Below are 24730 nucleotides of genomic sequence, written 5' to 3'. Positions count from 1 at the left end.
GGAATTACGAATCGGGGTCCCGTACTTCGAGTCATTTCGCGATCACAGACGTACCTGCGGGCATGGGCGCCCAGCGCCGACCCGCCACGTCACCGACTCGGAGAACAGGCACCCCATGAACGCATCCGCACCGCACGACCCCGCCGCCGACGGAACCGCCCAGATCGGCGTCACCGGCCTCGGCGTGATGGGCCGCAACCTCGCACGCAACTTCGCCCGCAACGGCTACACGGTGGCCGTCCACAACCGGTCGCCGCACCGCACCCATGAGTTGATGAAGGAGTACGGCGACGAGGGCGCCTTCGTCCCGGCCGAGACGGCACAGGAGTTCGTGGCCGCGCTCGAAAAGCCCCGCCGCCTGATGATCATGGTGCAGGCCGGTCCGGCCACCGACGCCGTGATCGACGAGTTCGCCGCGCTCATGGAGCCCGGCGACATGATCATCGACGGCGGCAACGCGCACTTCGCCGACACCCGCCGCCGCGAGGCCGCCCTGCGCGACAAGGGCCTCCACTTCGTCGGCGCCGGGGTCTCCGGCGGCGAGGAGGGCGCGCTGAACGGGCCGTCCATCATGCCCGGCGGTTCGGCGGAGTCGTACGCCGTGCTGGGTCCGATGTTCGAGTCCGTCAGCGCGAAGGTCGACGGCGAGCCCTGTTCCACGCACATCGGGACCGACGGCGCCGGGCACTTCGTCAAGATGGTGCACAACGGCATCGAGTACGCCGACATGCAGCTCATCGCCGAGGCGTACGACCTGCTGCGCCAGGTCGGCGGCTACACCCCCGCCGAGATCGCGGCCGTCTTCCGCCGCTGGAACGAGGGACGGCTGGGTTCGTATCTGATCGAGATCACCGCCGAGGTCCTCGGCCACACCGACGCGGAGACCGGCAAGGCGTTCGTCGACATCGTCACCGACGCGGCCGGGCAGAAGGGCACCGGTCGCTGGACCGTGCAGACCGCGCTGGAGCTGGGTTCGCCGGTCACCGCGATCGCGCAGGCCACCTTCGCGCGCGCCTCGTCCAGCCAGGGCGACCTTCGCGCCGCCTACCGCGGCCTGCCCGGCGGCACCACTCCCCCGCTGAGCCGCACCGAGGCCGACCGCTTCACCGCCCAGGTCGAACAGGCGCTGTACGCCTCGAAGGTCATCGCCTACGACCAGGGCTGGAAGATGATCCAGGACGCGGCGACCGAGTTCGACTGGTCGATCGACCTGGCCGCGGTCGCCGGGATCTGGCGCGGCGGCTGCATCATCCGCGCCTCCTTCCTCGACCGCATCCGTGCCGCGTACACGGCGGACCCGGCGCTGGTCAGCCTGCTGGGCGAGGAGCGTTTCGCGCAGGAGATCGGCGACGCGCAGGTCCCCTGGCGCGAGGTGGTCGCTTCGGCTGCCCGCCGCGGGATTCCGGTCCCGGCGTTCTCCGCCGCGCTGTCGCACTACGACACGCTGCGCGCCGACCGGCTGCCGGCGGCCCTGCTCCAGGGCCAGCGCGACTTCTTCGGCGCGCACACCTACGGCCGTACGGACCGCACCGGTGCCTTCCACACGCACTGGTCCCGGCCCGGCCGCCCGGAGACGACGGCCTGAGCCCTGCGGACATGACACTCCGGCCCTCCTGCTCAGGCAGGGGGGCCGGAGTGCTGTGTGCCGCTACCCGACAGGCGGTGCCGTGCTGTCGCGTATGACGAGTTTCGTGGGCACCAGCGTGGTCCCGTGCTCGTCGCCGCGATCCCGCATCCGCCGTAGGACACCCTCCACGCACAGGCGGCCGACCTCGGCGAAGTCCTGGTGGACGGTGGTCAGGGGCGGCAGGAAGGAACCGGCCTCGGGGATGTCGTCGAAGCCGATCACGCTGACGTCCTCGGGGATGCGCCGGCCGCCCTCGTGCAGGGCCCGCAGCAGGCCCAGGGCCATCTGGTCGTTGGCCGCGAACACCGCTGTGCAGTCGGCCTGTTGGGCGAGTTCCAGGCCCACACGGTAGCCCGACTCCGCAGTCCAGTCGCCGCGTACGACAGCGGGCACGGGCCGTCCCGCGTCGGTGAGTTCGGCGCTCCAGGCGTCGGCGCGACGCTGGGCCGCGAAGGACTCCTCGGGGCCCGCCAGGTGCCAGACCGTGCGGTGGCCGAGGTCGAGAAGGTGGCGTACGGCAGCCCGCGCGCCGCCGTTCTGGTCGGTGTCGACCACGCTGTAGCGGTCGCCCGCGTCGGAGTCGGCGACGACGACCTGGACGTGGGGCGGCAGGGAGATGGTCGCCGCGTCCAGGAGGTGGACCTCCATGATGGCGATGACGGCGTCGACGGCGAGTTCGCCGAGGCGGGAGAAGGCGCCGCGCACCTCGTCCTGGGTGGGCACGGCGACCGGCAGGAGCGTGACGGCGTAACCCTCGTGCGCGGCGGAGGTGGCGATCGCCTCCAGGGTGCGCATGTTGCCGGTGGTGGAGAGGTTGAAGGTGATCACGCCGATGGTGCGGAACTCACCGCGTTTCAGCGCGCGAGCCGCGCTGTTGGGCCGGTAGCCCAGCTCCTTCATGGCGGCGAGGACCTGTCGCCGAGTCTCCTCGTTGACGCCCGCGAAGCCGTTGGACACCCGGGAGACCGTCTGCGACGACACGCCGGCGACGCGCGCGACATCCGCCATGGACGCGCTCGGGGCGCGTCTCGACGACCGTTTCCCGGCGCGTCTGCGTGGCTTCTCCGTACCGCCCGAGGCACCGTCCACTGTGTCCACCTGTATCCCTCACATATCGATCCGATCGCCTCGGCCGTGTTTCACCAAACGACCCTTGACCACCGACATTGGGGCAGTGTAGACATGCCGCCATCAGATGTTTACGTAAACATAACAGCCCGGGGCCGTTCTGGACCGTGCTGTTTACGCGACATCGCGACGGCGTGTGACGCCGGTTCCGAGATGGACGAGCGAGGAACTACATGACGACGCTTCAACCCCCTGCGGCCGCGACTCGGCCTCCTACCGGGCCGTCGGCGAAACGAGACCGCCGTTCCTGGACAGGGTGGGGTTTCATCGGACCCTTCGCGGTGGTATTCGCCTTCGTCTTCCTGGCTCCGATCGCGTACTCGATCTATCTCAGCCTCTTCCGCGACCAGCTCATCGGCGGCAACCACTTCGTCGGCCTGGACAACTACAAGCAGGCCTTCCAGGACGACCAGTTCTGGTCCTCCCTGGAGCGGGTCTCGCTGTTCCTGGTGATCCAGGTGCCGATCATGCTCGGCATCGCCCTGTTCGTGGCGCTCGCCCTGGACAGCGGCCGGCTGTTCGGCCGGGACTTCTTCCGGATCTCGATCTTCCTGCCGTACGCTGTGCCCGCCGTGGTGGCCACCCTGATGTGGGGCTTCATGTACGGCACCCAGTTCGGTCTGGTCGGTGACATCAACAGCGCGTTCGACGTGACGCTGCCCGACCCGCTCTCGGCCCATCTGGTCCTGGCGTCGATCGGCAACATCGTCACCTGGGAGTTCGTCGGCTACAACATGCTGATCTTCTACTCCGCGCTGCGGGTCATCCCGACCTCGCTGTACGAGGCGGCGGAGATCGACGGCGCCGGGCAGTTCCGCGTCATCACGGCCATCAAGCTCCCCGCGATCCGCGGCGCCCTGGTCATCGCGACGATCTTCTCGATCATCGGCAGCTTCCAGCTCTTCAACGAGCCGAGCATCCTGCGACCGCTGGCGCGCAACGCGATCACGACGGACTACACGCCGAACTTCTACACCTACTCGCTGTCCTTCAACGGACAGCAGCACAACTACTCCGCGGCGGTCGCCATCATCATGGGGCTGATCACCATGGTCATCGCCTACGTCGTGCAGCTCCGCGGCATGCGCAAGGGAGCCTGAGCCATGAGCACCCCCGTCACCACCGCCTCTCCCTCCGCGTCCGCGCCGTCCGGCGGCGGCCACAAGGGCGCGCCCCGCTTGCGCACACCCCGCAAGAAGCACTCCCCCGGGCGCCCCAAGCGCAGCGTGCTGCTGACCGTGCTGACCGGTCTGATCCTGGTCTACACCGTGGTGCCGCTGGTGTGGCTGGTCATCAACGCGACCAAGACACAGCAGGGGCTCGCCGACTCCAACGGCCTGTGGTTCGCCCACCACTTCGCGCTCTGGTCGAACATCCACGACACGTTCACCTACCACGACGGCATCTTCGTCCGCTGGCTGCTGAACACCCTGCTCTACGTCGTGCTCGGCGCCGGCGGTGCCACCTTCCTGTCGATCCTCGGCGGCTACGCGCTGGCGAAGTTCAGCTTCCCCGGGAAGCGCGCCATCTTCGCCGTGGTCATCGGTGCCGTAGCGGTCCCGGGTACCGCTCTCGCGGTGCCGACGTTCCTGATGTTCAGCAAGATGGGACTCACGGACACCCCGTGGGCGGTGATCATCCCCTCGCTGGTCTCGCCGTTCGGCCTGTACCTGATGTGGGTGTTCGCCACCGAGGCCATCCCGGTCGAACTCCTCGAAGCCGCGCGGATCGACGGAGCGGGCGAGATCCGCACCTTCTTCCAGGTCTCGCTGCCGCTGCTCGCTCCCGGTGTCGTGACGGTCCTGCTGTTCACCACGGTCGCGACATGGAACAACTACTTCCTGCCGCTCATCATGATCAAAAATCCCGACTGGTACCCCCTGACCCTGGGCCTGGACGCCTGGAACTCCCAGGCCCAGACGATCGGTGGTGACGTCATCTTCAACCTGGTGATCACGGGTTCGCTGCTCACCATCGTGCCGCTGATCGCCGCGTTCCTGCTGCTGCAGAAGTACTGGCAGTCCGGACTCGCCGCCGGAAGCGTCAAGGAATAACCCAACCCTCAAGTAGTCCCACCCACGAAGAAGTGGAAGCACCTCCATGCGCAGAACCACCAGCCGCCTGCTGCGCGGCCTCGCCGTCCTCTCCGTCCTCTCCCTGGGGGCGACGGCCTGCGGCAGCTCCGACGACGACAGCTCCAGCACCAAGGCGGTCTCCGCCTCGGACATCCAGGCGGCCCTCAAGAAGGGCGGCTCGGTCACGGTCTGGGCCTGGGAGCCCACGCTGAAGACGGTCGCCGCGGACTTCGAGAAGAAGTACCCGAAGGTCAAGATCAACCTGGTCAGCGACCGGTCCGGTGACAAGCACTACACCGCGCTGTCGAACGCGATCGCGGCCGGCAAGGGTGTCCCCGACGTCGCCCAGGTCGAGTACTTCGCGCTGAGCCAGTACTCCCTCACCAAGGGCCTGACCAACCTGGCGCCGTACGGCGCCGACAAGCTGGCCTCCAAGTACACGGCCGGTCCGTGGAACGCGGTGAGCGACGGCGACAAGGTCTACGGCCTGCCGATGGACTCGGGCCCGATGGCGATGTTCTACAACAAGAAGGTCTTCGACAAGTACAAGATCGCCGTCCCGACCACGTGGGACGAGTACGTCGTCGCGGCCCGCAAGCTGCACAAGGCCGACCCGAAGGCGTACATCGCCAACGACGCCGGTGACGCGGGCTTCACCACCAGCATGCTGTGGCAGGCCGGTTCGCGCCCCTACAAGGTCGACGGCACCAAGGTGACGGTCAACTTCGAGGACGCGGGCGCCAAGAAGTACACGGAGACCTGGCAGAAGCTCATCGACGAGAAGCTCCTCTCGCCGATCAACGGCTGGACCGACGACTGGTACAAGGGCCTCGGTGACGGCACCATCGCCACCCTGACCACCGGCGCCTGGATGCCCGCCAACTTCGTCAGCGGTGTCGCCGGTGCCTCCGGTGACTGGCGCGCGGCCCCGATGCCGCAGTGGACCGCGGGCGGCAAGGCCAGCGCGGAGAACGGCGGTTCGTCCCTCGCCCTGCCGACGCTCGGCAAGAACAAGGAACTCGCCTACGCGTTCGTCGAGTACGCCAACGCCGGCGCCGGCGTCCAGACCCGCGTCGACCAGGGCGCCTTCCCGGCGACCAAGGCCGAGCAGCAGTCCGCGGCGTTCCAGGACAAGGCGTTCCCGTACTTCGGCGGACAGCAGGCCAACAAGATCTTCGCCGAGTCCGCGTCCGAGGTCGCTTCCGACTGGTCGTACCTGCCCTTCCAGCAGTACGCCAACTCGATCTTCAACGACACCGTCGGCAAGGCGTACATCTCCGGTACGACGCTGGCTCAGGGTCTGAAGAGCTGGCAGGACGCCTCCGTCAAGTACGGCAACGAGCAGGGCTTCACGGTCAACAAGTGACCCGCTCGAAGTAGCCGGCTCGAAGAAGCAACCGGCACCACCCCGGGAGCCGCCGCTGAGCAGCAACCGCTCAGCGGCGGCCCGCCCGGAATCCACCCCGTATCGCGTACCGCCTGTGCAGTAACCGGAAGGACCATCATGATCTCCACCCTCCTGTCCCAGTTGCGGCACGGGCCGGACGGTGAGCCCACCACCCCCCGTCTCGCCTACGGCGCCGACTACAACCCGGAGCAGTGGCCGCGGGAGGTGTGGGACGAGGACATCCGGCTGATGCGCGAGGCCGGCGTCAACATCGTCTCCTTGGGGATCTTCTCCTGGGCCCGCATCCAACCGGCCCGGGACACATGGGACTTCGGCTGGCTCGACGAGGTCATGGACCTGCTGCACGCGGGCGGCATCGGCGTCGACCTGGCCACCGCCACCGCCTCCCCGCCGCCGTGGCTGAGCACGGAGCACCCGGAGATCCTCCCGGTGACCGCCGCCGGCGAGACCCTGTGGCCCGGGGGCCGCCAGCACTGGCGTCCCACCTCGCCCGTCTTCCGCGAGCACGCGCTGCGCCTGGTACGGAAGTTGGCCGAACGCTACGCGGACCACCCCGCGCTGGTGGCGTGGCACGTCTCCAACGAGCTGGGCTGCCACAACGTCTACGACTACTCCGACGACGCGGCCCGTGCCTTCCGCGACTGGCTGCGCGCCCGCTACACCACGATCGACACGCTCAACCAGGCCTGGGGCACGGCGTTCTGGTCCCAGCGGTACAGCGACTGGGAGCAGATACTGCCGCCCCGGCTGGCCGCGTCCTTCCCGAACCCCACCCAGCAACTCGACTTCAAGCGCTTCTCCTCCGACGCGCTCAAGGACCATCTGCGCGTGGAGCGCGACCTGTTGCGCGAGATCACCCCGGACGTACCGGTCACCACCAACTTCATGGTGATGGGCAACACCAAGGGCATGAACTACGCCGACTGGGCCGCCGAGATCGACTTCGTCTCCAACGACCACTACGTCGAGCCCGGTTCGCAGGACCGCGACGAGCTGTCCTTCTCCGCGAACCTCGTCAGCGGCATCTCCGCCGGCAAGCCGTGGTTCCTGATGGAGCACTCCACCAGCGCCGTCAACTGGCAGCCCGTCAACGTGGCCAAGCGGCCCGGCGACCTGGCCCGTGACTCGCTGCTGCACGTCGCGCACGGCGCCGACGCAGTCTGCTACTTCCAGTGGCGCCAGTCGGCCGCCGGTGCCGAGAAGTACCACTCCGCGATGGTCCCGCACGCCGGTGCCGACAGCGAGGTCTTCCGCGCGGTGGCCGAACTCGGCCGCACGTTGCGGACGTTGGCCCCGATCGCCGGGGCGGACCGCGAGACGGCCCGGGTCGGCATCGTCTTCGACTGGGAGTCCTGGTGGGCGAGTGAGCAGGACTCGCACCCCACCGACCGCCTCGACTACCGCCAGGAAGCGCTCGACTGGTACTCCGCGCTCCTCGACCTCGGCGTCCGCGCGGACATCGTCACCGCGCAGACCGCCCTGGACCGCTACGACGTGGTGATCACGCCGGTCCTGCACATGATCCCGGCGGCCCTCTCCAAGGAACTCACCCGGTACGTCGAGCAGGGCGGCCACCTGGTCTCCACGTACTTCTCCGGTGTCGTCGACGAGAACGACCACATCTGGCTCGGCGGCTACCCGGGCGCCCTGCGCGACCTGTTGGGCATCCGCATCGAGGAGTTCGGCCCGCTGCTCGACGGCGACACGGTCGAGCTGGACCTCGACGGCACGGCCACGGGCTCCCTGTGGACCGACCGGATCACGGTGGCCGACCCCGAGGTGGAGGTGCTGGCCCACTACCGCAGCGGCACGTACGCCGGTCGCCCCGCCGTCACCCGCCGTACGGTGGGCGGAGGTTCGGCCGCTTACGTCTCGACGCGACTGGGTCGCGAGGGCCTCACGGGTCTGCTCCCCGAGTTGCTCGCGCCCGCCGGTGTCGGCAGCGAACTCCCCGACTCCACAAGGGGACTTGTCGAGCTGACCGTGCGCCGGAACGCCGAGAGCCGCTATCTGTTCCTGGTCAACCGGACCGACGGGACAGTGCCGTTGACCGGTCTGTCCGGCGAACTCCTGGTCGGCAGCGCGGGCGAGGACGGTTTCCCCGTGCTCTCCCCCAGGGAGGTCGCCGTAGTGAGCCAGCCCGTCAGGTGAGTTCGAGCAGCCCGCGGCGGACGGCCTCCGACACGGCCGCCGCCCGGTTGTCGACCTTGAACTTGCGGTAGATCCGCACGAGATGGGTCTTGACCGTGGCCTCGCTGAGGAACAACGCCTCGGCGATGGCCCGGTTGCTGCGGCCCTCGGCCATCAGCCGGATGACCTCCACCTCGCGCTGCGTCAACTCCTGCGCGGGGCTGACCACTTGGCCGACGAGTGCACCGACGACCTCCGAGGCAAGCCCGACCGAGCCACCGGCGGCCGTACGGACGGCCTGGAACAATTCCTCCGGCGGCCCCGCCTTGAGCACATAACCACGGGCGCCCGCCTCCAACGCCCGTACGACATCGGCCCGTCCGGCATAGCTGGTCAGCATGACGACGGCCACGCCCGGCGCCCGCTGGGCGAGCCTCCGTACGGCCTCGACGCCGTCGATCCCACTCCCCGGCCCGGCGAACCGCAGATCCATCAACGCGACATCGGGCGTCAACTGGGCCGCCAGACGCACGGCTTCCTCACCGCTCCCGGCTTCGCCGATCACGTCGAGATCGGGTTCGCCGTCGAGCAGGGCGTGCAGTCCGGCCCGTACGACGGCGTGGTCGTCCGCGATCAGGAGGCGGAGCGGTGCGACGGTCATGCGGTGGTCGCCGCGGTGAGAGGTGCGGCGGGCTGGATCCGGGGCGGGGCGGAGACTGTGGCGCGGATCCTGGTCCCCCGCCCCGGCACGCTGCTCACGTCGAGGTCTCCGCCGCATTCGCGCAGTCGCGCCCTGGCCGCGGGGAGTCCGAAGCCGCGGTCCGCGCGGGCACCGGCCGCGAAGGCGGCGGCGGGGTCGAAACCCCGCCCGTCGTCGCTCACTTCGAGTTCCACCCGGTTCCGGTGGCGCCGGTAGGTGACCAACACGCTTGCCGCGCGGGCGTGTTCGCGTACGTTCGCCAGCGTGCTCTGGGCGACACGGAAGAGGGTGGTGGCCGTGTGCTCGTCGAGGACCGGCTGATGCGCGCCCACCGCGCGGAACTGGACCCTGGCCCCGGCGCCTTCCGTCCGCGACCGGGCGCACAGCAGCCGCAGCGCGTCCTCCAGGCCCGCCTCGGCGACGGCGGCGGGAGTGAGATCGCGGATCATCCGCCGGGTCTCCGTCAGATTCGCGCCGAGTCCGTCGGCCACGGCACGGACCCGCGTGCGTGCCACATCCGGCCGCTCGTCCCAGTCCCGCTCGGCGACTTGCAGCATCATCACGCTGCCGGCGAGTTCCTGGGCCAGGGTGTCGTGCAGGTCGCGGGCGATACGGGTGCGCTCCGCGAGCACACCTGCCTGGCGCTGCTGCTTGGCCAACGTGTCCCGGGTGTCCCGCAGTTCCTCCACGAGCCGCTGGCGGACGGCCGCATCCCGCTGCTGGGTCCGGTAGAGGGCGACGGTCGCCCACACCGCCGCGACGGGCACCAGCGCGACCTCGGGGTCGAACCGGCCCGTGGCCCGGACGAGCGACCCGACGAGCACGACGGTGATCACGGCCACGTTCACGACGGCGGCCCGCCTGCCGAGCACGCGGAGGGCGGCGCAGGCGAGCGGAACGGCGCACCACACGTAGGCAGTGGTGAGCGGCGCCTGGGTGAGGAAGGTCAGCACGGTCCACAGCAGGAGCAGTACGGGGATCCACGCGCGCCTACCGAGCACCCCAATCCGGTCCCACCACGTCAGCCCACCGGCATAGACCAGGGCCAGCGCTCCGCTGAGGCTCACGATGTACCAGCACAACGGGACGTCGATCAGGGCGAGCCGGACGAAGCCCGCCCCGACGACGAGGAACAGCGAGAGATGGGAGACGTGCTCCAGGGTGTGCCGACTGCCGCGAGCGGTCAGCGGAGTGCGAGCGGACACGGCGGATCCCCTTGGGCCACATGATCTGAACAGGGCCCCCGAGTCTATCGACCACCTGTATGACCGGTGTGAACAGTGAGACCCGTCACGCCCCCGGGTGCAGCCCCAGCCAGCCCGGCGAGGGATCACCCTTGACCTCGCCGAAGTAGAGGGCGAAGGTCTGCTTCCAGCGCTCGACCTCCGCCCGGTCGGCCATGAAGCGGGGGAAGCCGTCGATGTTCGCGTTCGGGTACTCCCAGATCGGCTTCAGTCCCGCCGGGAGCGTGGTGTCGGTCCGTACCGACCAGCCGTTGAAGGACGCCCGCTGCTGGGCGTCGGACAGCTGCCAGTTGAGGTAGAGCTTGGCGGCCGTCGTGTTCTTGGCCTGCTTCAGGATGGCGGCGCGCTGGCCCCAGGCCATGAAGGGGTGGCCGTCGGGTACGACCCACTTCACGGGGTTCGAGGAGACCAGCGTGCCGGCCGTGGAGACGCCGATCGCCTTCTGGCCCGCGTAGACCGCGTCCCCCGGGGAGTTGCTGCCCCGGGCGAACCGCACGTCCTGTCCGGCGAGCGCGGCCACCCAGTCCCAGCCGTAGCGCTGCGCGTACAGCGTGTAGAGGTAGAGGGACGCGTCGTCGTCGTGCGGGTAGGACGAGGCGATCCTGCCCTTCCACTTGGGGTCGATCAGGTCGAGCGGGGTCTTGGGGGCATCCGCACCGACTGCGGCGACGTCGTACAGGAAGCTGAAACCGACCGCGCCGATCGCGACCCAGGCGCCCTGCGGGTCCTTGAACTTGTCGTAGACCTTCGAGAACCCGGCCGGCCTGTAGGGCAGCAGCCGGCCCTGCTCCTTCCAGCGCGTGAAGTCCTGCAGCGTCTGGAGCTGTACGACATCGGGCACCAGGGTGTCGGTCGCGAACTGGTTGTCCACGCGCACGTCGTGGTACTTGCTGTAGTCGACGATCAGCGTCAGATCCATGGCGGGGAAACGCTTCTTGAAGGCCGCCTTGGTGGCGTCCTGCTGGGTCGGCGTGTCACCCCCGGCATAGACCACCAACTTCCCACCGTCCGCAAGAGCGGCCCGGTACAGCTCGTCGAGCGTCCGGGTCTCCTCGGCCCCGGAACCACTCCGGGAGGACCGCCCGCCCGAGGCGGCTACGGCGGGCGTGGCCGCGGCACCGAGCACACTCATCCCGAGGGCGGCACCGGCTCCACCGGCAAGGACACGTCGCCTACTGAGAAAACTGGACACTCTGAGGACCTCTCTGAGGGGGGCTTGAAGCCATGAGCCGCGCCGGCGGAAGCCCGGCGCCATGGTCATTCGTGATTCTTCAGCCACCCGGGGGCCGCTCGCGTCGTCCGTACGGAGCGAGGGGTGTGCGCGGGGTTGAAGCGGGGTTCAACCGATCGGTTGAACGGGATGGTGCCGATCCCCTTCGTTCAGTCGCGCGGCACGGCCCGCGCCGCGTCGCCGACCTGTCGTACCTGATCGTCCGTCAGACGGCGGACGTCCCACAGCAGTTCGGCCGCGTCGGCCGCCGCCGGGTTCCGGGGCGGGTCGTCGTCGGGGAGGCCGACACCGGTGACGACGGACAAGGTTTCGGCGGGGACATCCAGTACGGTCGCGAAGTCCACGAGCAGGTCGGGGGTGAGTTCCTTGCGGCCGTTGCCCACCCCCGCATAGGTGGACGCGGCCCAGTACCGGCCCGTCAGACACAGGAACGTCCGGGCCGTCCCGGTCCAGCTCAGGTTCCGGTTGCCGATCATGCGCAGAAGCACACCACCAGGACCCCGTTCGAACCGTTCGTACACCCACGATGCCGGTACCGGCTGCGTGCGGTCCTCCTGGGCTAGCGACCGGACGAGTTGGCGCAACCGGCGCCTGCGCTCCAGTGGCAGACCCATGGCGTCCCGCACTAGGCCAGGAAGCATGACACTCGCCCTCGGGTCCAGGGGAGCCAGCTCGTCCGGTACCGCCACCCCGGCGATCACGCACAAGTCTGCGGCATGCAGGTGCAACGCGGGCGCGAGTCTCTGGAGCAGCGGTGGGCTCGGCACCGCGCCGTCGAACACCGCCCGGAGTTCGGGTTCCGGGACACCCGCCGACGTCGACAGGTCAGCGAGGTCCAGGTGCCGGTGTCTCGCCAACCGCGCCAACAGCACGTCGAAACCCGGGATTTCCGTCATTCCGGCGTCGGGCGCAGCCCCGTGACGGTGACCATGACGAGTCGTCGTACCGCTGCTTTGGACGGCAGGACGCCGGCCGCGGCGAGGGCGTGGAGGCAGTAGGTGGCGAGTTCGTCCGGCGAGACGTCGGCGCGGATGTCGCCGGCCTGGGCGCCCTCGGCCAGGAGTTCGCGGAGGAAGCGGTGGAGGTGCTGCTCGGCGCCGACGACGTGGTCGCCCTGGTGCAGCAGGGCGCCGAGTTCGGGGCCGTGGCCGTGGCGGCGCAGCTGGATGAAGGCGTACGCCTCCAGTACCGCGATCAGTCGCTCACCCGCGCCGCCGGGGCCGTCCCGGAGTTCGGCGAGTTCCTTGAGGTGCCCGGCGATCTGCTGCTCGTGCCACGCCGTCATGATCGACTCGACGTCCGGGAAGTACTTGTACAGCGTGGCCCGGCCGATACCGCTCTCCTCGGCGATCTTCGACATCGTCACCGAGCGCAGCCCACGCTCGGTGACCAGCACCGCGGTGGTCTCCAACACCGTGTCGCGTACGGCGCGACGGTGTTCCTCGATGGTCTCGTTCCAGAGCTTCGGCACGGCCTCAGCATACGTCTCGCCACCTTCGAGACACCATGCATTGACAGCGACACAGTGTCTCGATAAAGCTGACGGGGGTCGATACGCACGAGTCCCCCAACACCCGATTGAACCGAGGCCCCATGCTCACCGCCGAAGCACGCATCCCCACCGACCGCCCCGGCCGCTACCTCGTACAACTCTGCAAGCACTTCGACAACAAGGGCCGCCACCTGACCCATCGCCCACGCACCCACACACTCCCGGAGCTTCGGCCCGACCAGATCCAGGTCGAGTGGACGGACAGCGACGGGACGCTCCGCCTGCCGTGGGGGCAGTGCATCCTGCAGGCGCTCCCCGGCACGCTGCGAGTGCACGTCGAGGCCGACGACCAGGAGAACCTGGAGCGGCTTCAGGATCTCGTCAGCACGCACATCGACAGGTTCAGCAGGCGCGATCCGTTGCGGGTGGAGTGGCGGTCACCCGGGGCGGACGTCGACGCGCCGTCCGGCGAGGCAGCGGTTCCGCCGCATCAACAGACCGGCAGCCGGACCCGGTTCATCGTCATCGGCGTGGCGGTCGTCGCCGTAGCCCTACACCTGGCCCTCGGCGGAACCGTCCTGGCCCACACCCCGTGGACCGGCTGGGTCGTCGGGTTTCTGGTGACGGTCGTCGCGGTGAAGGCGGCTCTCGTGGGCGGTCTCGCCCTACGGCGCCACAGAAGCCGTATCGGATAGATCGCCAGATCGCACCAGTACCCGACCGACACCCACCGGACAGGACCCGCCACACGCATTTGATACCCCCTAGGGGTATAGTCCTGCCGAACGCACACCGGAGACCGGAGAGGGGCGGGTTCATGGGAGCGATCGGGCACGCGTTGTCCATTGCCGGTTCGATGACCTGGGAGGTCACCTGGGCTCTGATCCTCGGCTTCACGCTCTCCGCCGTCGTGCAGGCGGTGGTGCGTCGGTCGACGGTCGTACGACTGCTCGGTGACGACCGGCCGCGCACGCTGGCCCTGTCCGCCGGGCTCGGCGCGGCCTCGTCGTCCTGTTCGTACGCGGCCGTCGCGCTCGCCCGTTCGCTGTTCCGCAAGGGCGCGAACTTCACCGCGGCCATGGCCTTCGAGATCGCCTCCACCAATCTCGTCGTCGAACTCGGCGTGATCCTGGCCCTGTTGATGGGCTGGCAGTTCACCGCGGCGGAGTTCGTCGGCGGGCCGATCATGATCGTCGTCCTCGCGGTGCTGTTCCGGCTCTTCCTGCGGCAGCGCCTGCTGGACCGGGCGCAGGAGCAGGCGGAGCGCGGGCTGGCCGGTTCCATGGAGGGGCACGCGGCGATGGACATGTCGATCGGGGGCGAGGGGAGCTTCGTCCGTCGGCTGTTCTCGCGGAACGGGTTCACGTCCGTCGCGCACATCTTCGTCATGGAGTGGGCCGCGATCCTGCGCGACCTGGTGGCCGGACTGCTGATCGCGGGCGCGATCGCCGCCTGGGTGCCGGACAGCTTCTGGCACACGTTCTTCCTCGCGGACCACCCCCTCGCCTCGAAGCTGGTCGGACCGCTCGTCGGCCCGTTGGTGGCCATCGCGACCTTCGTCTGCTCGATCGGCAACGTGCCCCTCGCGGTGGTGCTGTGGAAGGGCGGCATCAGCTTCGGCGGGGTCATCGCCTTCATCTACGCCGACCTGCTGATCCTGCCGATCCTCAACATCTACCGGAAGTACTACGGCGCCCGGATGGCCGGCTTCCTGCTGGTCACCTTCTTCACGGCGATGGCCGTCGCCGGGTACATCGTCGAGTTCGCCTTCGGCGGCCTGGGGCTCATCCCGGACCAGGCCGACGCCAAGATCCCCGACGACGGGATCACCTGGAACTACACGACCTGGCTCAACATCGTCTTCCTGCTGCTGGCCGCGAGTCTGGTCGTACGGTTCCTGCGCAGCGGCGGCCCGGCCATGCTGCGGATGATGGGCGGCTCACCGGACCAGGGCGAGCAGGAACATGCGCACGAGCACCATGACCACCACCACTAGGGCGTGTTGCGAGAGTGCCAGTCACGGCCACTTGTTGACAGCTACGACCAGTAAAGCTGCTTCCTAGAGAGCGGTGGGCCTGTCCGGATCGGAGGTCCTGGCACCCTTCGTCGCCAACGCTTGGACCAATCGGCGATTCGCATCTTGTGCGGTCATTCCCCAGTCCCACTCGGTTTTGTGGAGCCGAAGGGAAACGACACCGTGCCATGCCGACCACAGCAGGAGTGCGGAGGCAAAGGGTGCGTCCGGGTCGACGAGCCGCGCGAGTTCGACGACGCGTGCCTGGAGTCGGGGGCCGTGTACGGCTCTGGTCTCCGGCAGTGCGTCATTGCTCTCGAACAGGAGTTGGTATGCGCCCGGGTGGGCGGCGCCCCAGGCGATGTAGGCGTCGCCGGCGGCGACCAGTTGATTGCCGAGTTCGTCCGTGGCGTCGAGGGCCGACTCGATCGCTTCGACCAGCGAGGTGTATTCGGCGTCGAGTACTGCCGAGCGCAGGTCCGCCTCGGAGGGGAAGTGCCAGTACACGGCCGAGGGGGCCACCCCGCAGCTCCGGGCGATCGAGCGCAGTGACGGAACCGCCACCGCTTGGGGCTCCGCCAGCATGCCGATCGCGGTGGCCACGAGCCGGGAGCGGAGGTCGCGGTTGTCTGCCTTGGTCACCGATTCATTGAACACCTGTTCATGATAGCTTGCAATGAACAGGTGTTCAGGAGGGTGGTGGCGGCATGCTCAGGCTGATGACGGTGATCAGGAAGCGCCCGGAGGTTTCCACGGAGGACTTCCGCCGGTTCATGGAACTGGAGTATGGACCGACCTATGTAGCGCTTCCCCAGGTCAAGGAGTACGTGCAGTACTACCTGACGGACCTTGCGACGGACGGGGAGGAGGAGCCGATCGACGCGATCGTGCGGATCGGCTTCGAGTCGGAGAAGGAGATGCGCGAGGCCCTCGCCACGGAGGCATACCGGAAGGCGCACGAACTACGGACGGCGTACATGCGGGAGACGTCCGTGGGTATTCACTCGGCCGTTCTGGACCGCAGGGTGCAGTTGGTCTAGGGAGCGTTGCGGCAGTGTTGGTCACAGCCACTCGTTGATGGCCGCGACCAGCACGGTTGCTTCGTAGCGCGCGGAGAGTTTGTCGTATCTCGCGGCGATAGCCCGGTGACGTTTGAGTCGGTTGATGCCGCATTCGACCGCGTGGCGCTCTTTGTAGTCGGTCTTGTCGAACTTCGGTGGCCGGCCACCCTTGGAGCCGAGTCTCCGGCGGTTGCGGACCCGGGCCGCCGGGACCGGGATCGTGGCCTTGATTCCACGTCTGCGCAGGTAAGCACGATTCTTTTGGGAATCGTATGCCTTGCCCGCACGAACCCGGTCGGGACGTCTGCGCGGCCGACCGCGTCCGAGTCGAGGGACCCGGATCGCTTCCAGGAACGGCTCGAACCGTGGGGAATCGCCCCGCTACCCGGCCGTGATCACGACGGACAGCGGCTTCTGGCCCTGCTCGATGGCAAGGTGAATCCTGGTGGTCAGCCCGCCTCGGGACCGGCCGAGTCCGTGGTCGGTCGGCTCGCCGAAGACGCCACCGGGCGGTTCCTTCTGAAGGTCCCCCTTTTCGCCGCCCCGGCGGCGTGCTGATGGACTCGGCACACCGTCGAGTCGACGTTCACGTCCCAGGTGATCAGGCCCTTCGCGTCCGCGTCGGCCTGGAGCCGGGTAAGGATCCGGGCCCAGGTCCCGCCCCGCCGCCACCGCCGGAAGAGGTCGTAAACCCGGTCGCACGGACCACACCGTTCCGGGACATCACGCCACGGGGCACCCGTCCGGGTCCGCCACCGTATGCCATCGATCAGCCGCCCTCGCGACCACACCGACGGACGCCCCGACTTGACGCCCTGCGGCAGCAACGGCTCAAGCCTGGCCCACTGGCCATTCGTCAGATCACCACGCCCCACAGCACATGATCATCGAAAAACCAGATCCACTCTCACAACACGCCCCAGTACCTGTCCGACACCGAGGTCTGTCCTGCCGTACGCACCGTGGAGCGGGCCTGGTCCCCTCGATGCGTGACACCGCCGCCCTACGGTTTGACGACAAGCCGTGACCAGAACTCGGCGCGGTCGCGGATGGAGTCGATGTCCCCTACGTGCAGGGCGAGGTCCCAGGCGCGGGGGCCGGGACGGGCAGCGTCGAAGTCGATGAGTCCTACGGCCCCTTCGCCGGTGAAGACGCAGTTGTACGGGGCGAAGTCGCCGTGACAGATCACCTCGACCGGCACGAGCGCGTCGAACTGCCAGTCACCGCCGGGGTGTTGGGCGAGGTCGGTGGTGGCGTCGTGGTGGCGGCGCAGGAGGTGTGCCGAGGTGGTGAGTCCCTGGCTGCTGCGGATGGCGTCGGGCAGGGGGTAGTTGCCGACGTCGCCCGCAAGGTAGGTAGGTAGGCAGGAGGTAGGTCAGGATCATCCGGCCCTGTTCATCGGTCTCCACATCCCCTTCGTCGACGTACGGGCGGGGGTCGGCGGACATGTGGATCTCCTCGCGTGCCGGTCTTCTGGCGCGGCGGCGAAGGCGGATTGTCGACCAAGTAGCTTACGTGGACGGCCTGTTACCGTGCTGCGGTCGAAAAAAGGGGGGACGCGATGTCGGCGGTCGTCGAGATCGAGAGGGTGTGGGCACCATCGGTCATCGATCTCTGGGCAGGGCGACGCCCCCTGTGGTGGACCGTCGGCCCGGCAGGGGAACTCGCCGTTCTGCTCGTTCATCGGAAGTACCTGCACCGGATCCACTACATCAAGGGCTGGGTGGGATGGGGCCCGAAGCTGCCGTTCGACGGGGTGTTGGTGATTCGGCAGGCCGACGGATCAGTTCAACGCCGGCCGATCAGGGATGTGCGGGTCTGGCCCAGTCACATCGCCCTTCTCCCGGACTCCCGGCTCCTCGTCGCGGGCGGTCGTACGCGCAAGGAGGACACGGGTTCGTGGAAGCCGAACGCCGCCGTGTTCTCCCTGACGAGCGGCGAACAGCAGGACTTCTTCTGCATCGGCGACGACATCCCGGCGTTGGTGACCGACCACAACGGATCGATCTGGACGGCCCACGGTGACGAAGGCATCTACGGAGGGCATCCGGAGTCGGGGGCCGGGCTCGCCGGGTGGAGTGGCGCGGGGGAATCGATCTGGACCCCTGAAGGCCGGCTTCCCGACGTGCCTCTGGGGGGTTGCACCGCCGCCACCGAGGGCGACCGGGTGTGGCTGATCTGGTACTCCGGGACCCGTCGCGGCCGCACGTTCCTCACCCGGATCACCCCGTCCACGGGCGAGGTGACCAGCTGGCCCAGTCCTGTGCCCCAACCGGACGGATTCGCCGTACGCGGCGATCGGGCGGTCCTGACCAAACGCGATCACGACGAGCCGACGACCGAAGTCGTCCGGGCCGAGCTGCTCGGCGACACCTGGAGCGTGACCGAGCGGCACAAGACCCAAGTGCCAGGGCGGGTTGTCCTGCGCTGCGGTCAAGGGCGCGACGGATCCCTGTGGCTTCGCGCCGGCGACATCTGGCTTCGCATCGAGGCCTGAACCACCGCGCCGAACGGAACGCCGCGAGGGTCGAGAGCTGCTCGGCGGAGGCAGTCGACAGCCGCCTCCGCACCGAAACAGCCCTGCACAAAAGGCAGTTGCCGATCCAATCCCGGTCGTGAACGATCTCCGACCATGACGACGAACCCCGCCCATCCACCTCTCCGCCCGCTCGCCCTGGTCACCGGAGTGGGGCGAACCGTCGGCATCGGCGCGGGTATCGCACGTCAACTCGCGGCCTCCGGTTGGGACATCGCCTTCACCTACTGGACTCCCTACGACGAACGCATGCCCTGGGGCCCCGAGGCCGACGCGACCTCGACCATCACCGACACCCTCACTCAACACGGCGCCGCCACCACGGCAGTCGAGGCGGACCTCGCCGACCCGGACGCCCCGGCCCGTGTCTTCGACGAGGTCGAGCGCGAACTGGGCGGTGTCACGGCCCTGGTGATGTGCCACTGCGAGTCCGTCGACTCCGGCCTGCTCGACACCACCGTCGAGAGCTTCGACCGGCACTTCGCGGTCAACGCCCGCGCCACCTGGCTGCTGATCCGCGAGTACGGCCGACGGTTCACCGCCGCGCCGGGGAGCGGTCGGATCATCGCCCTCACCAGTGATCACACCGTGAACAACCTCCCGTACGGCGCCAGCAAAGGCGCCCTGGACCGCATCACCCTGGCCGCAGCGCACGAACTCGCCCACCTCGGCATCACCGCCAACGTCATCAACCCGGGGCCGGTGGACACCGGTTGGATGACCGACGAGGGCCGCGCGCACGTGCTCCGGCAGACACCGCTCAACCGTCTCGGCACCCCGCAGGACACCGCCCACCTCGTCGACTTCCTCTGCTCACCGGAAGGCCAGTGGATCAACGGCCAACTCCTCATGAGCAACGGCGGGTTCGCATAGCACCCGGGTGACCGAACCCCGCGACGGGCCCGGACAGACACCCCCTGCACACACCCGCCTCACGCCGCACGTGCGCAATCCCCAGCCAGCCGCAGGCTCCGCGTGACGGCGTGCGGGATGTCGTCGACCGGGAACAGCGCGTGTCGTACGGTCCGTTCGGCGTCGACGATCAGGATCAGGCGTTTGTGGCGGAGGCGGCCGGCGCCTCGGAAGGTCGGTAGCCGCAGGGCCGCGCCCAGTTGGTGGTGGGCGTCGGAGAGGAGCGGGTACGGGATCTCCTCGACGCGGGCGAACTCCGCTTGTTCATAAGGGAGTTGGGTGCTGATGCCGCGTATGTCCACGCCCGCCCGGCGGAAGTCGGGCCAGGCGTCTCGGAAGAGGCGGTTCTCCAGGGTGCAGCCGGCCGCTCCGGGGATCTGCTCGTCCCAGTCGACTCCCGTGCCGGGGTAGGTGAACAGCACGGTCGCGGCGGCGTCCGGCGAGATCACGGGCAGGTCTGCGCCTTGCGTACCCGGGAGTTGGAGGTCTTCGGGCACGCGCGTGCCGGCCAACGCGTGCACGCGAGCGTGCTCAGCACCATCCGCCTGAGCCGTGGCGGTCAGGCTTCCGTCGCCCAGCACCCATCGGTCCCCCCAGTCCTGCATGGCGACGAGCAAGGGCAGCAGCGCGACCCCGGCATCGGTGAGCACGTACTCGTAGCGCACCGGACGGCGCTGATAGAGGCTGCGGTGCAGCACCCCGTTCGCGACGAGCCGGCCCAGGCGCTCGGTGAGGACGTTGCGGGACAGGCCGATCTCGGCGGCCAGCGCGTCGAAGCGGACGTGGCCGCGGGCGATCTCCCGCAGGATCAGAACGTTCCACCAGTCCCCCAGGACCACGGCGGCCTGGGCGATGCCGCAGGTCTCGTCGGCGTTGTGCTTCCTCATGCACCCATAGTAAGTTCCTTTTCAGGACTCACTTTGTTTCCAGTCGGAACTTACCGCCCGCCGATGTCCGAGACGCGGGCCCTGCGTGAGGAGTTGCACCGTGACCGCCATCAGCCGGGTCGTCGCACGGGAGATCATCGACAGCCGGGGCAATCCCACCGTCGAGGTGGACGTGGAGCTCAAGGACGGCTCGCTCGGCCGGGCCGCCGTACCCTCGGGCGCCTCCACGGGTGCCCGGGAGGCCGTCGAACTCCGGGACGGCGACCCAACCCGCTTCCACGGCAAGGGAGTTCGGCGCGCCGTCGACGCCGTCAACGAGAGCATCGCGGACGCCGTGATCGGACTCGACGCCGAGAACCAGGCCGCCGTGGACCGGACCATGATCGAACTGGACGGCACGGACAGCAAGTCGCGACTCGGCGCCAACGCCCTGCTCGGCGTCTCCCTGGCCACCGCCAAAGCGGCCGCGGCCGCCCACCGGCTCCCCCTGTACCGCTACATCGGCGGTGTCGACGCCCGCCTGCTGCCGGTGCCGATGATGAACATCGTCAACGGCGGCGCGCACGCCGACAATCCGCTGGACTTCCAGGAGTTCATGATCGCGCCCATCGGCGCGGCCACCTTCGCCGAGGCCGTCCGGATGGGCTCCGAGGTCTTCCACACCCTGCGCCGCGACCTGATCGCCGCCGGTCACAGCGCGAACGTCGGCGACGAGGGCGGCTTCGCCCCCGATCTGCGCACCGCCGACGAGGCCCTCGACTTCGTCGTCCACGCCATCGAGAAGACCGGTTACAAGCCCGGCACCGACATCACCCTCGTCATGGACCCGGCCACGTCCGAGTTCTTCCACGACGGCGTCTACGACTACAAGGGCGAGGGCGTCCGTCGTACGCCCTCCCAACACGCCGACTACTTGGCGGAGTTGGTCGACCGCTACCCCGTCGCGTCGATCGAGGACCCGATGGCCGAGGACGACCACGACGGCTGGCAGGCGCTCACCGCCCGGCTCGGCGAGCGCTGCCAGCTGACCGGCGACGACGTGTTCTGCACCAACGAGGCGCTGTTGAGCGCCGGGATCCGGGACGGCATCGCCAACTCGATCCTGGTGAAGGTCAATCAGATCGGCACCCTCACCGAGACCCTGGCCACCGTCGCGACGGCCCACCGCGCGGGCTACACGGTCGTGATGTCCCACCGCTCCGGTGAGACCGAGGACACCACCATCGCCGATCTCGCCGTCGCCACCGGCTGCGGTCAGATCAAGACCGGTTCGCTGTCCCGCGCCGACCGCACCGCCAAGTACAACCAACTCATGCGTATCGAGGAGGACTTGGGCGACCAGGCACGGTACGCGGGGCGCGACGCGCTGGGGCTGCGCCGCTGAACCGTCGACGTCGGAGGTCAGGTGGTGGGCTGCGCCTCGATGACGGCGAACACTCCGGCGGGAGTCACGTCATCGCGGCGCGGGCCGGCACCGGTCAGGAGACCTTGGTCCCCAGCAGGTCGACCGGGGCGATCACCGGCGGCGCGCTGAGCTTCGTCTGCGCCGCCTCCCCCAGCGCGGCGGCGATCCGCCCCGCCAGGTGGGCCTGGCGGCCCTGTTCGTCCTCGAAGGTGTCGAACACCCCGAAGGTGGTGGCGGTCTCGCGGAACGCGAACCACGTCACCGTGCCCTCTTCCCGCTCGGCCAACTCCTGGGCGCCGCGCAGCATGGCCTCCACCTCGTCGGCGTACTCCGGCTTGGCCTCGATGCGTACCAACAGACCGACCTTCATTGTGACCACTCCTCGCGTGCGAACCGCCGGGCTTCCGGCGCACCACGAACGTATGGCGGCGCCCGGTGATCACATCAGTGGCAGAAACGACACGCTTGATAGTGTTTCCGCCATGCGGGTAGCGGTCGTCGTCTACGACGGGGTGTTCGACTCGGGTCTCTCGGCCATCCTCGATGTGCTGAGCAACGCCAACGCGCTGGGCGGGCAGCTCCACGAGTCGTCGCCCACCTGGAACGTGACCCTGGTCGGCCCGGCTCCGCAGGTGCGGACCGGTGCCGGCCTCCTCGTGGCGCCCGAGCCGCTCGATGTCGACGATACCGCCGACCTCCTGGTCGTACCGGCGCTCGGGGAGAGCGATCCCTCGGCGCTGCTCGACCATGTCGGCGGCGACGCGTCCCTGCCCGTCCGCGAGCTGATCGCCCGAACTCGCCATCGTGGTACGCCCATTGCCTCGGCGTGCGCGGGTACCTTCCTGCTGGCCGAGGCGGGCGTGCTGGACGGGCTGCGCGCCACGACGACCTGGTGGCTGTCGCCCGCGTTCCGGAACCGGTATCCCAAGGTCCAGCTCGATCACAGCCGGATGGTCATCGGCTGCGAGGGCATCACCACCGCCGGCGCGGCCTTCGGCCATGTCGATCTGGCGCTGGCGATCGTCCGGGCGGGCAGCCCCGCGCTCGCCGACCTGGTCGCCCGATATCTCGTGGTCGACGACCGCCCCTCGCAGGCGGCGTACACGATTCCCAGCGCGCTGGCCCAGAGCGATCCCACCGTCGCGGCCTTCGAGGTCTGGACCCGCGAGCATCTGACGGAGCCCATCAGCATCCCCGAGGCCGCCCAGGCCATCGGCGTCAGCGAACGGACCCTGCAGCGTGCCGTGCGGCGCACGGTCGGGACGTCCCCCATCCGGTTCGTCCAGGACCTGCGGATCGAACGCGCGTCACACCTGCTGCGCACCACCGACCTCTCCCTGGAGACCATCTCCAGGAAGGTCGGCTACGAGCACCCCAACACGCTGCGGGTGCTCCTCCGCGAACGCACCGGGAAGACGACGTCGGCGCTGCGTGGCAGTAAGTGACGTCAGGTCGCCTCAGGGGATGAGCACGATCTTTCCGCGCGTGTGACGCTTCTCCAGTTCGGCGAACGCGTCGCGGACGTCGTCGAGCGGGTAGGTCGCGGCGATGGGGATCTCGATACGGCCGGAGGCGACGAGGTCGGCCATCTCGGTGAGGACCTCGCGGGTGGAGGCGTCGGCGCTGCCCGCGCTCTTGGTGCCGAGTTCCTGTGCCTTCTGGAACGAGATGATCGTCTCGATCCGATCCCTGGAAATACCTAGTTCTACGGCGAGTTGGACGTAATCGGGACCGAAGAGGTCGATGAACGCGTCGATCCCGTCGGGCGCCGCCGCGGTGAGCGCACCGGCGAGGTGGTCGCCGTAGGGCACCGGGGTCGCGCCGTGGGCGGTGAGCCAGTCGGCGTTGGCGGGCGAGGCGATGCCGAGGACGTGCGCGCCGCGTACGGCGAGGAGTTGGACGACGACGGTACCCACACCGCCGGCGGCGGCCGAGACGGCGACGGTCTCGCCGGGCTTGGGGGCCACCGCTTCGACGGCGGCCCACGCGGTGCAGCCGACGACGTAGAGGGCGCCGGCCACCTCCCAACTCAGGGCGTCCGGCTTGAGGATGAGCTGCGACACGGGTACGACGACGTGGGTGGCCTGGCTGGAGCGCTGCCAGGAGAAGCCGAGAACCTCGTCGCCGAGGCCGAAGTCGGTGACGCCCGGGCCGAGTTCGGTGACGACACCGGCGAGGTCGCTGCCCTGGCCGGACGGGAAGGTCGCGGGGAACCGCTCGTGCATCGCGCCCGAACGGATGGCCGCCTCACCGGGGTTGATGCCGGCCGCCCGTACCTCCACGAGGACTTCTCCCGCGGCGGGTTGGGGCATCGGCACCTCGGTGACGCGGAGGACGTCACGGTCGCCGTACTCGTCGAAGCGCACTGCTCGCGCTTGGGTGGTGCTCATCAGGTCTCCTTCGTCAGGGGTGTTGAGCTGGGTGGGGTGGTGGCGCGCAGCACGGCGAGCGCATTGGCCAGGTGGCCGAGTGCGGTGTCCGGGAGTGGGGCGGACAGCCGTGTCACGAGTTCGCGGTCGAACACTGGACCCGCCTCCGCCACCAACTCCCGCCCGCCCGCCGTCAGTTCGACGATCGAGGAGCGGCGGTCGGCGGGGTGGGGGCGCCGGGTGCACTGGCCGAGTTTCTCCAGCCGGTCGACGGCCTGACTCGCGCCGCCGACCGTGATGGAGAGGGCGGTGGCTATGTCGTTCACCCGGCAGGAGCCCTCGCGCTCGACGACGAGCATCACGTTCAGGCCGCCCAGGGTCACGTCGCACTCCTGTCGGAGCCGGGCGTCGATCCCGTTCCACAGGTCGGTCTCGAAGCGCACGAGATCGTCGAAGACTTGCCGCAGGTCCACGGACGGGGTCCTTCCAGCGAGATGCATTAGCTCTAATC

The 24730-nt window shown here is 68.9% G+C and carries 24 protein-coding genes and 1 pseudogene; 12 read left to right on the top strand and 13 right to left on the bottom strand.

What is annotated here, in order from left to right:
* Positions 1 to 115 precede the first annotated feature (115 nt).
* The gene (gene gndA, locus OG407_RS46515) at positions 116 to 1585 is read left to right on the top strand and encodes an NADP-dependent phosphogluconate dehydrogenase (protein ID WP_405867113.1); all 1470 of its coding nucleotides are present in this window, start codon (positions 116 to 118) and stop codon (positions 1583 to 1585) included.
* A 63-nt stretch (positions 1586 to 1648) separates the two neighbouring features.
* Here gndA and OG407_RS46510 read toward each other — a convergent pair whose 3' ends face one another.
* Positions 1649 to 2635, bottom strand: a complete 987-nt coding sequence (locus OG407_RS46510) for a LacI family DNA-binding transcriptional regulator (RefSeq protein WP_405867111.1) — start codon at positions 2633 to 2635, stop codon at positions 1649 to 1651.
* Between the two features lie 293 nt (positions 2636 to 2928).
* On the opposite strand from OG407_RS46510, the gene OG407_RS46505 reads away from it, so the two are divergent.
* From OG407_RS46505 to OG407_RS46490, 4 genes are all read left to right on the top strand, one after another.
* A complete protein-coding gene (locus tag OG407_RS46505; protein WP_026150398.1) occupies positions 2929 to 3855 on the top strand; it encodes a carbohydrate ABC transporter permease in 927 nt (308 codons plus the stop codon).
* A gap of 3 nt (positions 3856 to 3858) precedes the next feature.
* The gene (locus tag OG407_RS46500) at positions 3859 to 4809 is read left to right on the top strand and encodes a carbohydrate ABC transporter permease (RefSeq protein ID WP_405867109.1); all 951 of its coding nucleotides are present in this window, start codon (positions 3859 to 3861) and stop codon (positions 4807 to 4809) included.
* A 46-nt stretch (positions 4810 to 4855) separates the two neighbouring features.
* Positions 4856 to 6196 (top strand): ABC transporter substrate-binding protein, encoded by a 1341-nt coding sequence (locus OG407_RS46495; protein ID WP_405867107.1) that lies wholly within the window; start codon positions 4856 to 4858, stop codon positions 6194 to 6196.
* Positions 6197 to 6334: 138 nt separating this feature from the next.
* The gene (locus OG407_RS46490) at positions 6335 to 8389 is read left to right on the top strand and encodes a beta-galactosidase (RefSeq protein ID WP_405867105.1); all 2055 of its coding nucleotides are present in this window, start codon (positions 6335 to 6337) and stop codon (positions 8387 to 8389) included.
* Here OG407_RS46490 and OG407_RS46485 read toward each other — a convergent pair.
* The 5 genes from OG407_RS46485 to OG407_RS46465 all read right to left on the bottom strand — a co-directional run bounded on the left by OG407_RS46485 (position 8382) and on the right by OG407_RS46465 (position 13014).
* A complete protein-coding gene (locus OG407_RS46485; protein ID WP_405867103.1) occupies positions 8382 to 9029 on the bottom strand; it encodes a response regulator in 648 nt (215 codons plus the stop codon). The genes OG407_RS46490 and OG407_RS46485 overlap by 8 nt on opposite strands.
* A complete protein-coding gene (locus tag OG407_RS46480) occupies positions 9026 to 10273 on the bottom strand; it encodes a sensor histidine kinase (RefSeq protein ID WP_405867101.1) in 1248 nt (415 codons plus the stop codon). Before OG407_RS46480 ends, OG407_RS46485 begins: the two co-directional genes overlap by 4 nt.
* Positions 10274 to 10358: 85 nt before the next feature.
* Entirely contained in the window at positions 10359 to 11504 is a 1146-nt protein-coding gene (locus OG407_RS46475; RefSeq protein ID WP_405867099.1) for an ABC transporter substrate-binding protein, read from the bottom strand.
* 188 nt (positions 11505 to 11692) lie between these two features.
* Entirely contained in the window at positions 11693 to 12439 is a 747-nt protein-coding gene (locus tag OG407_RS46470) for a hypothetical protein (RefSeq protein ID WP_405867097.1), read from the bottom strand.
* Complete coding sequence (locus OG407_RS46465) at positions 12436 to 13014, bottom strand: TetR/AcrR family transcriptional regulator (RefSeq protein ID WP_405867095.1); 579 nt, start codon at positions 13012 to 13014, stop codon at positions 12436 to 12438. Before OG407_RS46465 ends, OG407_RS46470 begins: the two co-directional genes overlap by 4 nt.
* A gap of 122 nt (positions 13015 to 13136) precedes the next feature.
* Here OG407_RS46465 and OG407_RS46460 point away from each other — a divergent pair, with 122 nt between their 5' ends.
* Entirely contained in the window at positions 13137 to 13730 is a 594-nt protein-coding gene (locus OG407_RS46460; protein WP_405867093.1) for a DUF2218 domain-containing protein, read from the top strand.
* Positions 13731 to 13852: 122 nt separating this feature from the next.
* On the top strand, positions 13853 to 15031 hold the full coding sequence (locus OG407_RS46455; protein ID WP_405867091.1) for a permease: 1179 nt from the start codon (positions 13853 to 13855) through the stop codon (positions 15029 to 15031).
* Positions 15032 to 15094: 63 nt separating this feature from the next.
* Here the strand turns inward: OG407_RS46455 and OG407_RS46450 are convergent, their stop codons facing one another.
* Positions 15095 to 15691 carry a TetR/AcrR family transcriptional regulator gene (locus tag OG407_RS46450; RefSeq protein ID WP_405867089.1) on the bottom strand — a complete coding sequence of 199 codons (597 nt, stop codon included), beginning with the start codon at positions 15689 to 15691 and terminating at the stop codon, positions 15095 to 15097.
* 77 nt (positions 15692 to 15768) lie between these two features.
* Between OG407_RS46450 and OG407_RS46445 the strand changes: the two genes are divergently transcribed.
* On the top strand, positions 15769 to 16089 hold the full coding sequence (locus OG407_RS46445; protein WP_405867087.1) for an EthD domain-containing protein: 321 nt from the start codon (positions 15769 to 15771) through the stop codon (positions 16087 to 16089).
* 21 nt (positions 16090 to 16110) lie between these two features.
* Here OG407_RS46445 and OG407_RS46440 read toward each other — a convergent pair.
* Both OG407_RS46440 and OG407_RS46435 read right to left on the bottom strand, forming a co-directional pair.
* A pseudogene (locus tag OG407_RS46440) lies at positions 16111 to 16985 on the bottom strand (IS5 family transposase).
* A gap of 128 nt (positions 16986 to 17113) precedes the next feature.
* Positions 17114 to 17311 carry a phosphotransferase gene (locus tag OG407_RS46435; protein WP_405867085.1) on the bottom strand — a complete coding sequence of 66 codons (198 nt, stop codon included), beginning with the start codon at positions 17309 to 17311 and terminating at the stop codon, positions 17114 to 17116.
* A gap of 360 nt (positions 17312 to 17671) precedes the next feature.
* On the opposite strand from OG407_RS46435, the gene OG407_RS46430 reads away from it, so the two are divergent.
* On the top strand, positions 17672 to 18607 hold the full coding sequence (locus tag OG407_RS46430) for a hypothetical protein (RefSeq protein WP_405867083.1): 936 nt from the start codon (positions 17672 to 17674) through the stop codon (positions 18605 to 18607).
* A 135-nt stretch (positions 18608 to 18742) separates the two neighbouring features.
* Entirely contained in the window at positions 18743 to 19519 is a 777-nt protein-coding gene (locus tag OG407_RS46425) for an SDR family oxidoreductase (protein WP_405867081.1), read from the top strand.
* 59 nt (positions 19520 to 19578) lie between these two features.
* Here OG407_RS46425 and OG407_RS46420 read toward each other — a convergent pair whose 3' ends face one another.
* Positions 19579 to 20445: a winged helix-turn-helix transcriptional regulator gene (locus tag OG407_RS46420; protein ID WP_405867079.1), complete on the bottom strand. Its 867-nt coding sequence runs from the start codon at positions 20443 to 20445 to the stop codon at positions 19579 to 19581.
* A 100-nt stretch (positions 20446 to 20545) separates the two neighbouring features.
* Here OG407_RS46420 and eno point away from each other — a divergent pair, with 100 nt between their 5' ends.
* A complete protein-coding gene (eno, locus tag OG407_RS46415) occupies positions 20546 to 21829 on the top strand; it encodes a phosphopyruvate hydratase (protein ID WP_405867077.1) in 1284 nt (427 codons plus the stop codon).
* A gap of 94 nt (positions 21830 to 21923) precedes the next feature.
* Here the strand turns inward: eno and OG407_RS46410 are convergent, their stop codons facing one another.
* Positions 21924 to 22220, bottom strand: coding sequence for a putative quinol monooxygenase (locus OG407_RS46410; protein ID WP_405867075.1), 297 nt, complete (start codon positions 22218 to 22220; stop codon positions 21924 to 21926).
* A 112-nt stretch (positions 22221 to 22332) separates the two neighbouring features.
* Here OG407_RS46410 and OG407_RS46405 point away from each other — a divergent pair, with 112 nt between their 5' ends.
* Positions 22333 to 23295, top strand: a complete 963-nt coding sequence (locus OG407_RS46405; RefSeq protein ID WP_405867073.1) for a GlxA family transcriptional regulator — start codon at positions 22333 to 22335, stop codon at positions 23293 to 23295.
* A gap of 12 nt (positions 23296 to 23307) precedes the next feature.
* Here the strand turns inward: OG407_RS46405 and OG407_RS46400 are convergent, their stop codons facing one another.
* Complete coding sequence (locus OG407_RS46400) at positions 23308 to 24240, bottom strand: NADP-dependent oxidoreductase (RefSeq protein ID WP_405867071.1); 933 nt, start codon at positions 24238 to 24240, stop codon at positions 23308 to 23310.
* Positions 24240 to 24692, bottom strand: coding sequence for a MarR family winged helix-turn-helix transcriptional regulator (locus OG407_RS46395; protein ID WP_405867069.1), 453 nt, complete (start codon positions 24690 to 24692; stop codon positions 24240 to 24242). The genes OG407_RS46400 and OG407_RS46395 overlap by 1 nt, the downstream gene beginning before the upstream one ends.
* Between the last annotated feature and the right edge of the window lie 38 nt (positions 24693 to 24730).

This window comes from Streptomyces sp. NBC_01515 (genome assembly GCF_045040345.1).
Classification (GTDB): domain Bacteria; phylum Actinomycetota; class Actinomycetes; order Streptomycetales; family Streptomycetaceae; genus Streptomyces.
The sequence above is the reverse complement of the archived record's forward strand: the minus strand, read 5'-3'. Positions and strand labels throughout refer to the sequence as shown.

Coding starts and splice junctions, on each gene's coding strand:
- OG407_RS46405 (WP_405867073.1), top strand. CDS start 22,333: ATGCGGGTAGCGGTCGTCGTCTACGACGGGGTGTTCGACTCGGGTCTC.
- OG407_RS46445 (WP_405867087.1), top strand. CDS start 15,769: ATGACGGTGATCAGGAAGCGCCCGGAGGTTTCCACGGAGGACTTCCGC.
- OG407_RS46400 (WP_405867071.1), bottom strand. CDS start 24,240: ATGAGCACCACCCAAGCGCGAGCAGTGCGCTTCGACGAGTACGGCGAC.
- OG407_RS46505 (WP_026150398.1), top strand. CDS start 2,929: ATGACGACGCTTCAACCCCCTGCGGCCGCGACTCGGCCTCCTACCGGG.
- OG407_RS46510 (WP_405867111.1), bottom strand. CDS start 2,635: ATGGCGGATGTCGCGCGCGTCGCCGGCGTGTCGTCGCAGACGGTCTCC.
- OG407_RS46430 (WP_405867083.1), top strand. CDS start 17,672: ATGTCGGCGGTCGTCGAGATCGAGAGGGTGTGGGCACCATCGGTCATC.
- OG407_RS46490 (WP_405867105.1), top strand. CDS start 6,335: ATGATCTCCACCCTCCTGTCCCAGTTGCGGCACGGGCCGGACGGTGAG.
- OG407_RS46425 (WP_405867081.1), top strand. CDS start 18,743: ATGACGACGAACCCCGCCCATCCACCTCTCCGCCCGCTCGCCCTGGTC.
- gndA (WP_405867113.1), top strand. CDS start 116: ATGAACGCATCCGCACCGCACGACCCCGCCGCCGACGGAACCGCCCAG.
- OG407_RS46500 (WP_405867109.1), top strand. CDS start 3,859: ATGAGCACCCCCGTCACCACCGCCTCTCCCTCCGCGTCCGCGCCGTCC.
- OG407_RS46470 (WP_405867097.1), bottom strand. CDS start 12,439: ATGACGGAAATCCCGGGTTTCGACGTGCTGTTGGCGCGGTTGGCGAGA.
- OG407_RS46410 (WP_405867075.1), bottom strand. CDS start 22,220: ATGAAGGTCGGTCTGTTGGTACGCATCGAGGCCAAGCCGGAGTACGCC.
- OG407_RS46485 (WP_405867103.1), bottom strand. CDS start 9,029: ATGACCGTCGCACCGCTCCGCCTCCTGATCGCGGACGACCACGCCGTC.
- OG407_RS46455 (WP_405867091.1), top strand. CDS start 13,853: ATGGGAGCGATCGGGCACGCGTTGTCCATTGCCGGTTCGATGACCTGG.
- OG407_RS46460 (WP_405867093.1), top strand. CDS start 13,137: ATGCTCACCGCCGAAGCACGCATCCCCACCGACCGCCCCGGCCGCTAC.
- OG407_RS46495 (WP_405867107.1), top strand. CDS start 4,856: ATGCGCAGAACCACCAGCCGCCTGCTGCGCGGCCTCGCCGTCCTCTCC.
- OG407_RS46420 (WP_405867079.1), bottom strand. CDS start 20,445: ATGAGGAAGCACAACGCCGACGAGACCTGCGGCATCGCCCAGGCCGCC.